Below are 12,261 nucleotides of genomic sequence, written 5' to 3'. Positions count from 1 at the left end.
ACCCCTTCCCATTTCATTGTCCTTTTTCCCGTGGGGGGGGGTTTCTGGGGGGGGGGGCGCCCCCCGGGGGGGGCCTGGCCCCCCGGGGGGGGCGACGCGGCGGGACGAGACCGTCAGGCCCCGTACTCCTTCTGGATCCGGGCCCAGTTCTCCTCGAGCATCTCGAGGCCGCCGATGTTGTAGAACGCCTGCTCGGCGATGTGGTCGAACTCGCCCTCGGCGATCTTCTTGAACGCCTCGATGGTCTCGCTCAGCGGCACGGTGGAACCCTCCACGCCGGTGAACTTCTTCGCCATGTAGGTGTTCTGCGAGAGGAACTGCTGGATACGACGCGCACGCGCGACGACCGTCTTGTCCTCCTCCGAGAGCTCGTCCACACCGAGGATCGCGATGATGTCCTGCAGCTCCTTGTTGCGCTGCAGGATCGACTTCACCTGGGTGGCGACGTCGTAGTGCTCCTGGCCCACGTAGCGCGGGTCGAGGATGCGGGACGTCGAGGTCAGCGGGTCGATCGCCGGGTACAGACCCTTCGACGCGATCTCGCGGGAGAGCTCGGTCGTCGCGTCCAGGTGGGCGAACGTGGTCGCCGGCGCCGGGTCGGTGTAGTCGTCGGCCGGCACGTAGATCGCCTGCAGCGAGGTGATCGAGTGACCACGCGTCGAGGTGATGCGCTCCTGCAGGAGGCCCATCTCGTCGGCCAGGTTGGGCTGGTAGCCCACCGCGGACGGCATGCGGCCCAGCAGGGTCGACACCTCGGAGCCGGCCTGCGTGAACCGGAAGATGTTGTCGATGAAGAGCAGCACGTCCTGCTTGCGCACGTCGCGGAAGTACTCCGCCATCGTCAGCGCGGACAGGGCGACGCGCAGACGCGTGCCCGGCGGCTCGTCCATCTGGCCGAAGACCAGGGCCGTCTTGTCGAAGACGCCGGCCTCCTCCATCTCGGCGATGAGGTCGTTGCCCTCACGGGTGCGCTCGCCGACACCGGCGAACACGGACACGCCGCCGTGGTCCTGCGCGACGCGCTGGATCATCTCCTGGATGAGGACCGTCTTGCCGACGCCCGCACCACCGAAGAGGCCGATCTTGCCACCCTGCACGTACGGGGTGAGGAGGTCGATCGACTTGATGCCGGTCTCGAACATCTCGGTCTTCGACTCGAGCTGGTCGAAGGCCGGGGGCTTGCGGTGGATCGGCCAGCGCTCGGTGACCTCGAGCTTCTCGCCCTCGGCGAGGTTGAGGACGTCGCCGGTCACGTTGAAGACCTTGCCCTTGGTGATGTCGCCGACCGGCACGCTGATGGGCGCGCCCGTGTCGGTGACGGCGGCGCCGCGCACGAGGCCGTCCGTCGGCTTCAGCGCGATCGCGCGGACCAGGGAGTCGCCGAGGTGCTGGGCGACCTCGAGCATGAGGGTGAAGGACTTCTCCCCCTCGCCCTGCGACGACAGGTCGATGTCGACCGTCAGGGCGTTGTAGATGTCGGGGATCGCGTCCTCGGGGAACTCGATGTCGACGACGGGGCCGATCACGCGCGCGACACGGCCCACGCCGGGTCCGCTCTGGTGCTCGACCGGGGCTTCCACGGTGGTGGCGGTCATTGCTTGCCTCGCTTCGAAAGGAACGTTGCGGATGTCAGTACGGTCGTCAGAGCCGGCTGGGCTGCTGCCATGGCCGGCGTCATGACGCCGCGAGGGCGTCGGCACCCGAGACGATCTCGCTGATCTCCTGGGTGATGTCCGCCTGGCGAGCCTGGTTCGCCAGGCGCGTGTAGGTGCGGATCAGGTCCTCGGCGTTGTCCGTCGCCGTGTGCATCGCCCGCTGGCGCGCGGCCAGCTCCGACGCCGCGGCGTCGAGCATGAAGCTGAAGATGCGGCTGCGGACGTAGCGCGGCAGGAGGGCGTCGAGGACGCTCTCCGGCGACGGCTCGAAGTCGTACAGCGGGAACGTCTCGTGCTCGCCGGGTGCGGCGACGCCCTCGACGACCTCGAGCGGGAGCATCCGCACGACGCGCGGCCGCTGCGTGACCATGTTGACGAACTGCGTGTAGACGACGTGCAGCTCACCGACGCCACCCTCGTCCGCCGGGGCGAGGAACGCCCCGAGCAGGGTGTCGGCGATCTCGCCGGCGACGTCCGAGTCCGGGCTGTCCGAGCCGTACGACCACTGCCCCGCGAGCTGGCGCCCGCGGTAGCCGTAGTACGAGACGGCGCGCCGGCCGGTCGCGTAGAGCGCGACCTGCTTGCCCTCGCCCTGCAGCTGCGCGACGAGGCGCTCCGTCTCACGGATGATCGACGCCGAGTAGGCGCCGGCCATGCCGCGGTCGGAGGCGATCACGAGGACCGCGACGCGGTCCGTGTCGTGGCGCTCGCTCGTCAGCGGGTGCTTGGTCGACGTGTGCGTCGCCACGGCCGACACCGCGCGGGTGATGGCACGCTCGTACGGCGACGCCGCGGCGGTGCGCGCCCGCGCCTTGCCGATGCGGGAGGCCGCGATCAGCTCCTGCGCGCGGAACATCTTCTTCAGCGACTGCGTCGACTTGATCCGCTGCTTGTAGATGCGCTGGGCTCCACCGGCCATGCTCAGGCCTTCTTCTGCACGACGAGCTGCTCCTGCTCGACGTCCGCGGAGTCGCCCTCGTCGTCGCCGCCGACGAGCGGGGTGCCGTCGGCCTTGAGGAAGCCGTTGCGCACGTCCTCGACGGCCGCGGCCAGCGCGTCCTCGGTGTCCTGCTCGAGCTTGCCGGTCTCGGCGATCGTGGAGAGCACCGAGGTGTGGCGACGCAGGTGGTCGAGCATCTCGGACTCGAACCGCTTGACGTCCTCGACGGGGACGTCGTCGAGCTTGCCCTTGGTGCCGGCCCACACGGACGCGACCTGGTCCTCGACCGGGTACGGCGTGTACTGGGGCTGCTTGAGCAGCTCCATCAGCACCGCACCGCGGGCCAGCTGGCCGCGCGACGCCGCGTCGAGGTCGGACGCGAACATCGCGAAGGCCTCGAGCGAACGGAACTGCGCCAGCTCGAGCTTCAGCGTGCCGGAGACCTTCTTCATCGCCTTGATCTGCGCGTCACCACCGACTCGGGAGACGGAGATACCGACGTCGACCGCCGGGCGCTGGTCGGCGTTGAAGAGGTCCGACTGGAGGAAGATCTGGCCGTCGGTGATGGAGATGACGTTGGTCGGGATGTACGCCGAGACGTCGTTCGCCTTGGTCTCGATGATCGGCAGGCCGGTCATCGAGCCCGCGCCCAGGTCGTCCGAGAGCTTGGCGCAGCGCTCGAGCAGACGGGAGTGCAGGTAGAAGACGTCGCCGGGGTACGCCTCGCGGCCCGGCGGGCGGCGCAGCAGCAGCGACACGGCACGGTAGGCCTCGGCCTGCTTCGACAGGTCGTCGAAGATGACCAGCACGTGCTTGCCCTGGTACATCCAGTGCTGGCCGATGGCCGAGCCGGTGTAGGGGGCGATGTACTTGAAGCCCGCCGGGTCGGACGCCGGGGCGGCGACGATCGTCGTGTACTCGAGCGCGCCGGCCTCCTCGAGGGCGCCGCGCACGGACGCGATCGTCGAGCCCTTCTGGCCGACGGCGACGTAGATGCAGCGAACCTGCTTGCTCGGGTCGCCCGACTCCCAGTTGGCCTTCTGGTTGATGATCGTGTCGATCGCGATCGCGGTCTTGCCGGTCTGCCGGTCGCCGATGATCAGCTGACGCTGACCGCGACCGATCGGGATCATCGAGTCGATCGCCTTCATGCCGGTCTGCAGCGGCTCGTGCACCGACTTGCGCTGCATGACGCCGGGCGCCTGGAGCTCGAGGGCGCGGCGGCCCTCGCTCTCGATGTCGCCCAGACCGTCGATCGGGTTGCCCAGCGGGTCGACGACGCGGCCGAGGTAGCCCTCGCCCACGGGGACGGACAGGACCTCGCCGGTGCGGCGGACCTCCTGCCCCTCCTCGATGCCCGTGAACTCGCCGAGGACGACGACGCCGATCTCCCGGACGTCCAGGTTCAGGGCGAGGCCGAGCGTGCCGTCCTCGAACCGCAGCAGCTCGTTCGCCATCGCGCCGGGGAGACCCTCGACGTAGGCGATGCCGTCGGCGGCGACGGTGACGCGGCCGACCTCCTCGCTGACCGCGCCCTCGGGCTCGTACGACTTCACGAAGCTGTCCAGAGCGGCGCGGATTTCCTCCGGCCGGATCGTCAGCTCAGCCATTGCTCTCTCCTGTCGTGGCCGCGTATCGCGCGGCCTCACGTTCTGCGTAGCCGACCGGAGCCGGCGCTGGGCCTAGGGGTTCAGCCGGCCAGCCGGCGACGGGCGTCGGCCAGGCGGGACAGCACGGTGGAGTCGACGACGTCGGCGCCGACCTGGATGCGCAGGCCGCCGATGACGGCGGCGTCGACCGTGACGTTGAGCTGCACGGGGCGCCCGTAGGCACGCTCGAGCAGCCCGCCGAGCCGGTCCTGCTGGGACTGGCTGAGCACGCTGCCGCTCGTGACCGTGGCCACGAGGCGGCGGCGACGCTCGGCGGCGATCTCCCCGTACCACAGCAGCGTCGCCACGAAGCGGCGGCCGCGGAGGGCGGTCGTGGCCCGACGGGCGAGCACGAGCGTCACGTCGTCGACCTTGCCCGTGAGCAGGGAGTCGACGAGCTGCGCGCGGCGCTCGGGGTCGGTCTTGCCGTCCGAGAGCACCTGGCGCGCCTCACGCTGCCCGACGAGCGCCCGGGTCAGCCGGAACAGCTCGTCCTCGACGGTCTCGAGGGTGCCCCGCGCCTCGGCGGACGCCAGCACGGCGTCGAGCCCGAGACGCTCGACGGCGTCCGCGAGGTCCCGGTCGCCGGACCAGCGCGACCGCGCCAGGCCCGTGACGAGGTCCACGACCCGCTCGTCGAAGCCCCCGGCCAGCACGCGTCCGGCCAGGGCCGCACGGTCCTCCGGGTCGCGCGACGGGTCGGCGAGCGACCGGCGCAGCGGCCCGGACTCGTCCAGGGCGGCGACGACGGCGAACAGCTGCTCGCCGAGCGCCTTCGCGTCGGCCCCGGCGGACCGCAGGACCGGGTCGAACCGCTCCTGCGCCGCCGCGAGGGATGCTCCGCTGGTGCCCCGCATCAGCCCTCCTTGCCGACCGAGTTGCCGACCGGCGCCGCCGTGCGCGACTCGTCGCCCGCGGCCTCGAGCTCGTCGAGGAAGCGGTCGACGACGCGCGACTGGCGCGCGGAGTCCTGCAGCGACTCGCCGACGATCTTGGACGCCAGCTCGGTGGCCAGCTCGCCGACCTCGGCGCGCAGCGAGACGGCCGCCGTCTGGCGCTCCGCCTCGATCTGGCGGTGGGCGGTCTCGACGATGCGCGAGGCCTCCTCGTGCGCCTTGGTGCGCAGCTCCGCGACGATGGCGGTGCCCTCGGCGCGCGCCTCCTCGCGGGTCTTCGCGGCGTCCGCACGGGCCTCGGCGAGCTGCTGGTGGTACTCCTTCAGCGCCTCCGCGGCCTCTTCCTGGGCCTTCTCGGCCTTGGCGATGCCGCCCTCGATCTTCGCGGTGCGCTCGTCCAGCACGGCCTGGAACTTGGGCAGGACGTACCGGTAGAACACGATCCCGACGATGATCACGATGATCAGCGACCACACGATGTCCGGCGTGTGCGGCAGCAGGATGTTCTGCTCGGTCCCCTCGGCAGCCAGAACCGCGGGGGTGTTCAGGGAAGAGGTCATCATCACGGAACGATGAAGCCGGCCACCAGGCCGAGGAGCGCGAGCACCTCGACGAAGGCGATACCGATGAACATCGTGGTACGGAGCTGGCCGGACACCTCGGGCTGGCGAGCCATGCCCTCGATCGTCTTGCCGATGAGGATGCCGAGGCCGATGCCGGGGCCGACCGCCGCGAGGCCGTAACCGACGGTGCCGATGTTTCCGGTGACCTCGGCGAGGGTGGTGACGTCCACTGGGTTTCCTTCCGTTGGGCGCCGGACCACGGTGGCCCGGCGTCGCTTTCGTGGGGTGCAGTTGTGGATCTGGTCCGGCTAGGCCGGGAACCGCGAGACGGTCAGTGCTCCGCCTCGACGGACATGTTGAGGTACACGGCGGTGAGGATCGCGAAGACGTACGCCTGCAGGGCGGCCACGAAGACCTCGAAGAAGAAGAACGCCGCGCCGGCCACGAACGTGCCCGCCCCGAAGAGCTTCATCGCGCCGGCCGAGTCGAAGAGGAAGAACGACGTGGCCGCGAAGCAGATCGCGAGCATGAGGTGCCCCGCGACCATGTTGGCCAGGAGCCGGATGACGAGCGTCGCCGGCCGCAGGATGAAGACCTGGAGCGCCTCGATCGGCACGAGCAGCAGGTACAGCGGCTTCGGCACGCCCGGGGGGAACAGCGAGTTCTTGAGGTAACCGCCGACGCCGTGCGCCTTGACGCCCGCCCCGAGGTACATCACGTACGTCCACGCGGCGAGCACGATCGGCAGGCCGATCACCGAGGTGCCCGCGATGTTGAGGAACGGGATGACGGCCGCGATGTTCATCACGAGGACCGTGCAGAAGATGGTCGCGAGCAGCTTGAAGTACTTGCGCCCGTTCTCCTGGCCCAGCACCTCGATGGCGATCGAGTTGCGGACGAAGTCGAGGACCATCTCGACACCGTTCTGGAACCGGCCGGGCACCAGCCGGGCGCGACGCGCGGCGAGGCAGAAGACCAGCAGCAGGACGGCCGCCATGATGACGCGGACCAGCATGATCCGGTTGAACTCGAAGGGCGTGCCCTCGAAGAAGATGGCCGGCGGGAAGAAGTCCGCGATCGTCGGCGCTTGGAAGCCACCGCCTTCGGCGGCAAGCAGCAGGGGGATCGCTGGCGTAGACAGGGGATTCTCCCGGAGGTCGTACGGTCCGGACGCTCCACTCCTGGGAGGGCACGCCATCGGACCTGGCCGTCATGGATTCGCGGACAGCCTACCGGATGTTCACAGGTGCTCCGACATCCCGGAGCATAATTTCCGGCCAGATCTCGCGGCTTGTGAAGAAGCGCACGATGTTGCCCCCGGCGACGGATGGTCGCCCGGCGCAAGCACCCTGGTCAGGAGGCTCGGCCGGAAGGCTCGGTCAGGGCTGCACGTAGGGCACGCGTCCGCTGTTCACGGCGCGGTAGTCGAGCAGCGCGGACCCGATCGCGCCCACGCCGAGCACGGCGATCAGCACCCACGGGGCGTAGAACGTGGCGCCCTGGAGCAGCGCCAGCACGACGATGAGGACGACGATCTTGGCCACCCAGGCGCCCATGACGAACGCCGCCATGCGCGCGGGGCTCGACCCCACGGTGCGCATCATCGACCAGATCGTCGTCGCGCAGAAGAAGGCCGCGATCGCGGCGCCCACCAGGGCGCCCCACAGCCCGGGCAGGCCGGCGACCAGCAGGCCGATGCCGCCGCCCAGCACCACCAGCACGCCGACCAGCAGGAGCGTGTCCCGCAGCGCGGTCCGCAGCACCCGGCGCTCGGCGTCGGTGGCGTGCTCGCCCGCGGCGCCGGCGGCGGGGTCGGGCGTCGGGCCAGGGGTGTCGGGCGTCGTCATCGGTGGCGTCCTTCGTGCGTCGTCAGGGTGGGCGCGGCCGGAGCGGCCGGGGGCGGGGTCGGGGATCGGGGGGCCGCGGGCGCCGGCTGCGCCACCGCGACCGTCGGGTGGCTGCCGGTGGCGACGTCGTCGTCCAGGAAGCGGCCCCGGGTGCGCAGCGGGCCGAGCGTGAGGAGCAGCGCCACCACCACGGCGACGCCGAGGCCCGCCAGCACGGCCTTCCAGTCCCACAGCACGAGCGCGGCCACCCCGAAGGAGAAGACGGCGGCCCACACGTACAGGATGAGCACCGCGCGCCGGTGGGAGTGGCCGAGCGCCAGCATCCGGTGGTGCAGGTGCATGCGGTCGGGGTGGAACGGCGACTTGCCGGCCGCGAGGCGGCGCACCACGGCCATCGCCATGTCGAGCAGCGGCAGCAGCACCACCGCGACCGGCAGCAGCAGCGGGATGAACAGCGGCACGGCCTGCGCCCCGGAGAGCGTCGCGCCCATTGAGACGGGGTCGACGTTCCCCGTGATCGTGATCGCCGAGCCCGCGAAGACCAGGCCGAGCACCATCGAGCCGGAGTCGCCCATGAAGATGTGCGACGGGAAGAAGTTGTGCGGCAGGAAGCCGAGACACGCCCCCACCAGCACGGCCATCATGAGCGTCGCGAGGTTGGCGTAGTTCTCCGGCGTCGCCTGCTGGGTCAGCCCGTACGTGTAGAGCAGGAACGCCGAGCCTCCGATCGCCATCAGGCCCGCGGCCAGACCGTCCAGGCCGTCGACGAAGTTCACCGCGTTCATCGCCACGACGACCACCAGGATCGTGAGGAACAGCGAGATCCTCGACGAGGTGATGAACAGCCAGTCCGGGGTGGGCAGCGACGTGAGCTGGACCTGCTGCAGGGCCATGAACCCCGCCGCGAGCACCTGCCCGGCGAGCTTGGTCATCCAGTCCAGGTCCCACACGTCGTCGGCCCAGCCGAGCAGGCAGACGATGACGGCCCCGCCGACGATGCCCCACGCCTGCGGCCCCGTCTCGAAGACGCCCGCGAGGAACGGCATCTGCGAGGCCAGCACCACCGCGACGACGATGCCGAGCAGCATCGCCAGGCCGCCGAGCCGGGGCGTCGGCTGCACGTGCACGTCGCGCGCCCGCACCGCGGTGATCGCGTTCGTGCGGCGGGCGACCCACCGCGCGCCCGGCGTGGCGAGGTACGTGACCGCCGCCGCGACGAGCAGCAGGAGCAGATAGGCCCTCACCCGGCGGACTCCTCCGCGGGTGCGGAGCCGTGCTCCTCGGTCCGGTCGGGCGTGCTCGCGTCGTCGGCCTCGGGCGCGTCGGCGGTGGGCTCCTCGACGGGCTCGTCGACGCCGCGCACGGGCGCGACCTCGTTGAGCGCCTCGAGCGTGATCGCGCCCTGGCGCACCACGCGCAGCCGCTCGCTGGTGGCGTCCACGATCGTCGACGCGACGCCGCCGGGCGCGTCGCCGCCGTCGAGGTAGACGGTCACCGCGTCGCCGAGCTGCGCCTGCGCGTCGACGACGTCGAGAGCCGCCGGGTTGCCGGTGGCGTTGGCGCTCGACACCGCGAGCGGGCCCGTGCGCCGCAGCAGCGCCAGGGCTGCCGGGTGGTCGGGCATGCGCAGCGCGACGGTGCCGTGCGTCTCCCCCAGGTCCCACTGCAGCGACGGCTGGGCCTGCAGGATGATCGTGAGCCCGCCGGGCCAGAACGCCTCGGCAAGCTTGCGCGCGTCGTCCGGGACCTCGGTGGCGAGGCCGTCGAGCGTGCGCACGTCGGGGATGAGGACGGGTGGGGGCATCTGGCGCCCGCGGCCCTTGGCCGCGAGCAGGGCCGCGACGGCCTCCGCGTCGAAGGCGTCGGCGCCGATCCCGTAGACGGTGTCGGTCGGCAGCACCAGCAGGCCGCCGCGCGAGACCGTGTTCACCGCCTCGTCGATCGCAGGGCCCCAGGTGTTCGGGTCGGTGACGTCGTGCACGCTGCTCACGGGCTCAGTCTGTCACGGTTCGACCGGCCGCCGGCCGGACGTCCGGGTGCGGGGACGGGCGCTCGGGCGCCCGGTCGGAGCGGCGCGCCACCACCATCCGCGGCCGGCCGGTGAGGTCGTCGCGCGTGCTCACCGGGCCGAACCCGGCCGTGCCCACGGTCGTGCCCACGGTCGTGCCCACGGTCGTGCCCACGGTCGTGCCCGCCACCATCGCGCACGCCGCGGCGGCCTGCACCTCGGCGTGCTCCATGACGTACAGCCCGCCGGGGCGCAGCAGGCGCGCCGCGGCGGCGGTGACGCCGCGCGGCACCTCCAGCCCGTCGTCGCCCAGGCCGTAGAGCGCGACCGCCGGGTCGTGGTCGGCCACCTCCGGGTCGCGCGGCACCGCGCCCGGCGGCACGTACGGCGGGTTGGAGACGACGACGTCGACGGTGCCGTCCAGCTCGCGCAGCGCGGTCCGCGCGTCGCCGCGCAGCAGGTGGACGACGGCGTCCGGCCGGTCGCCGGTCGCGGCAGCGACGTTGCGGCTCGCCCACCCGTGGGCAGCGGCGTCCAGCTCGACGGCGTGCACGCGGGCGCCCGGGACCTCGGTCGCGACGGCCAGGGCGATGGCTCCGGACCCGGTGCACAGGTCGACCACGACCGCCGTGCCCTTCCGGGCCACGACGCGCGCCGCCTCGTCGATCGCGACCTGCGCCACCTGCTCCGTCTCCGGCCGCGGCACGAAGACGCCCGGCCCGACGGCGAGCTCCAGGTGCCGGAAGGGGGCCACGCCGGTGAGGTGCTGCAGCGGCTCGCGGGCGGCGCGCCGCGCGACGTCGGCGGCGAACCGGTCGCCCGCGCCGTCCGGCAGGGCACGGTCCAGCACGGCGAGGCGCCGCGCCTCCGCCCGGTCGACGCCGAGGGCGTGGGCGAGCAGAGCCTCCGCGTCGACGCGCGGGCTCGGCACGCCCGCCGCCCCGAGGCGCGAGGTCGCCCAGCGGAGCGCCGCAGCCGCGGTGCGGGGCACCTCGTCGGCCACGGCGCCGGGCACGGCGTCAGGCACCGGGTCCGCCGGCCGCTGCGAGCCGCGCCGCCTCGTCGGCGTCGACGGCCGAGCGCACCACCGGGTCGAGGTCGCCCGCGAGCACGTGGTCGAGGTTGTACGCCTTGTACCCGGTGCGGTGGTCCGCGATGCGGTTCTCCGGGAAGTTGTAGGTGCGGATCCGCTCGCTGCGGTCCACGGTGCGCACCTGGGAGCGCCGCACGTCGGCGGCGGCCGCGGCGGCGGCCTCCTGCTGCGCCGCGAGCAGCCGGGCGCGCAGCACGCGCATCGCCTGCTCCTTGTTCTGCAGCTGCGACTTCTCGTTCTGCATCGACACGACGATCCCCGTGGGCACGTGCGTGATCCGGACCGCGGAGTCGGTCGTGTTCACCGACTGGCCGCCCGGGCCCGACGACCGGTAGACGTCGATGCGCAGGTCGTTCTGGTCGATCTCCACCTCGCCCGGGTCGTCCACCTCGGGCAGCACCAGCACGCCGGCGGCCGACGTGTGGATGCGCCCCTGCGACTCCGTGACCGGCACGCGCTGCACGCGGTGCACGCCGCCCTCGTACTTGAGGCTGGCCCACACGCCCTCGGCGGGGTCGGAGACGCTGCGCGCCTTGATCGCGACCTGCACGTCCTTGTAGCCGCCCAGCTCGGTCTCCGTCGCGTCGAGCACCTGCGTGGCCCAGCCGCGCCGCTCGGCGTACCGCAGGTACATGCGCAGCAGGTCGCCGGCGAAGAGCGCCGACTCGTCGCCGCCCTCCCCCGCCTTGATCTCGAGGATGACGTCGCGCGCGTCGTCGGGGTCGCGCGGCACCAGCACGCGCCGCAGCCGCTCGGCGGCGTCGTCCGCCGCCGCGCGCAGGGCCGGCAGCTCCGCGGCGAAGGCCTCGTCCTCCGCGGCGAGCTCGGCGGCCGCCTCCGCGTCGTCGCGCGCCTGCTCCCACGCCCGGTAGGCCGCGGCGACCTGGTTCAGCTCGGCGTAGCGGCGCCCGAGCGAGCGGGCGCGCGCCGCGTCCGCGTGCACGGCCGGGTCGGCCAGCGCGCGCTCGATCTCGGCGTGCTCGTCGAGCAGCGGCCGCGCGGCGGCGAACGAGTCGGTCATGGGTACTCCCGGTCCGGGCGCGAGGCCGCGTCGGGCCCGGCGCGGACCACCTCACCGGGACACGCACTGCCTCGACGGGTGGCGAAACTCCCTCGGCAAAGCAGAAGCGCCGGTGGTCCGTCGTCCGACTGCCCCTGGAGAGGTTGTCGGGCGGACCACCGGCGCTGTCAGGCAGCTACTTCTTCTTGCCGTAGCGCGCCTGGAAGCGGGCGACGCGGCCACCGGTGTCGAGGATCTTCTGCTTGCCCGTGTAGAACGGGTGGCAGGCGCTGCAGACCTCGACGCTGATCTTGCCGGAGGTCGCGGTGCTGTGGGTCGTGAACGTGTTGCCGCAGGTGCAGGACACCTGGGTGACGACGTACTCGGGGTGGATACCGGACTTCATGATGCTCCTTGGTGTGATGCCGCCGGGTCGCCCCGCAGGACAGCGGGCCGTGAACCGGAAGGCCGACGAACCATTGTGCCAGAACGCGGACGCGCCCCGGACATCGCCCGTGGGGCGGGGCCCCCCGGGGCCCGCGCCCCCCCCCGGAGGAACCCAACGCCCCGGGGGTGGGACCGGAAGCCCGCCCGGCGGGGGGTGGTGAAC

The 12,261-nt window shown here is 72.2% G+C and carries 13 protein-coding genes; all 13 read right to left on the bottom strand.

Annotated elements, in window-relative coordinates:
• Positions 1 to 113 precede the first annotated feature (113 nt).
• The 13 genes from atpD to rpmE all read right to left on the bottom strand — a co-directional run bounded on the left by atpD (position 114) and on the right by rpmE (position 12,057).
• On the bottom strand, positions 114 to 1,595 hold the full coding sequence (gene atpD, locus ACFQ8Y_RS20515; protein ID WP_430552472.1) for a F0F1 ATP synthase subunit beta: 1,482 nt from the start codon (positions 1,593 to 1,595) through the stop codon (positions 114 to 116).
• 79 nt (positions 1,596 to 1,674) lie between these two features.
• A complete protein-coding gene (locus ACFQ8Y_RS20510; protein WP_430564725.1) occupies positions 1,675 to 2,574 on the bottom strand; it encodes a F0F1 ATP synthase subunit gamma in 900 nt (299 codons plus the stop codon).
• 2 nt (positions 2,575 to 2,576) lie between these two features.
• Complete coding sequence (atpA, locus tag ACFQ8Y_RS20505) at positions 2,577 to 4,205, bottom strand: F0F1 ATP synthase subunit alpha (protein WP_429767007.1); 1,629 nt, start codon at positions 4,203 to 4,205, stop codon at positions 2,577 to 2,579.
• Between the two features lie 80 nt (positions 4,206 to 4,285).
• Positions 4,286 to 5,101, bottom strand: coding sequence for a F0F1 ATP synthase subunit delta (locus ACFQ8Y_RS20500; RefSeq protein ID WP_430586586.1), 816 nt, complete (start codon positions 5,099 to 5,101; stop codon positions 4,286 to 4,288).
• A complete protein-coding gene (locus ACFQ8Y_RS20495) occupies positions 5,101 to 5,700 on the bottom strand; it encodes a F0F1 ATP synthase subunit B (RefSeq protein ID WP_430552500.1) in 600 nt (199 codons plus the stop codon). Before ACFQ8Y_RS20495 ends, ACFQ8Y_RS20500 begins: the two co-directional genes overlap by 1 nt.
• A gap of 2 nt (positions 5,701 to 5,702) precedes the next feature.
• A complete protein-coding gene (locus tag ACFQ8Y_RS20490; RefSeq protein ID WP_079569652.1) occupies positions 5,703 to 5,933 on the bottom strand; it encodes an ATP synthase F0 subunit C in 231 nt (76 codons plus the stop codon).
• Positions 5,934 to 6,034: 101 nt separating this feature from the next.
• On the bottom strand, positions 6,035 to 6,718 hold the full coding sequence (atpB, locus tag ACFQ8Y_RS20485) for a F0F1 ATP synthase subunit A (protein ID WP_430552475.1): 684 nt from the start codon (positions 6,716 to 6,718) through the stop codon (positions 6,035 to 6,037).
• A 364-nt stretch (positions 6,719 to 7,082) separates the two neighbouring features.
• Entirely contained in the window at positions 7,083 to 7,550 is a 468-nt protein-coding gene (locus ACFQ8Y_RS20480) for a hypothetical protein (RefSeq protein ID WP_430552476.1), read from the bottom strand.
• Complete coding sequence (locus tag ACFQ8Y_RS20475; protein WP_430564723.1) at positions 7,547 to 8,794, bottom strand: MraY family glycosyltransferase; 1,248 nt, start codon at positions 8,792 to 8,794, stop codon at positions 7,547 to 7,549. The genes ACFQ8Y_RS20480 and ACFQ8Y_RS20475 overlap by 4 nt, the downstream gene beginning before the upstream one ends.
• Positions 8,791 to 9,540, bottom strand: a complete 750-nt coding sequence (locus tag ACFQ8Y_RS20470; protein ID WP_430586585.1) for an L-threonylcarbamoyladenylate synthase — start codon at positions 9,538 to 9,540, stop codon at positions 8,791 to 8,793. Before ACFQ8Y_RS20470 ends, ACFQ8Y_RS20475 begins: the two co-directional genes overlap by 4 nt.
• Positions 9,541 to 9,544: 4 nt before the next feature.
• The gene (prmC, locus tag ACFQ8Y_RS20465; protein ID WP_430586584.1) at positions 9,545 to 10,585 is read right to left on the bottom strand and encodes a peptide chain release factor N(5)-glutamine methyltransferase; all 1,041 of its coding nucleotides are present in this window, start codon (positions 10,583 to 10,585) and stop codon (positions 9,545 to 9,547) included.
• Complete coding sequence (gene prfA / locus ACFQ8Y_RS20460; RefSeq protein ID WP_430552480.1) at positions 10,578 to 11,672, bottom strand: peptide chain release factor 1; 1,095 nt, start codon at positions 11,670 to 11,672, stop codon at positions 10,578 to 10,580. Before prfA ends, prmC begins: the two co-directional genes overlap by 8 nt.
• Positions 11,673 to 11,847: 175 nt before the next feature.
• Positions 11,848 to 12,057: a 50S ribosomal protein L31 gene (rpmE, locus tag ACFQ8Y_RS20455; RefSeq protein WP_430552481.1), complete on the bottom strand. Its 210-nt coding sequence runs from the start codon at positions 12,055 to 12,057 to the stop codon at positions 11,848 to 11,850.
• Positions 12,058 to 12,261: the final 204 nt, after the last annotated feature.

It is taken from the genome of Isoptericola sp. NPDC056605 (assembly GCF_042792795.1).
Classification (GTDB): Bacteria; Actinomycetota; Actinomycetes; order Actinomycetales; family Cellulomonadaceae; genus Isoptericola.
This window is presented reverse-complemented; position numbering and strand designations above follow the sequence as displayed.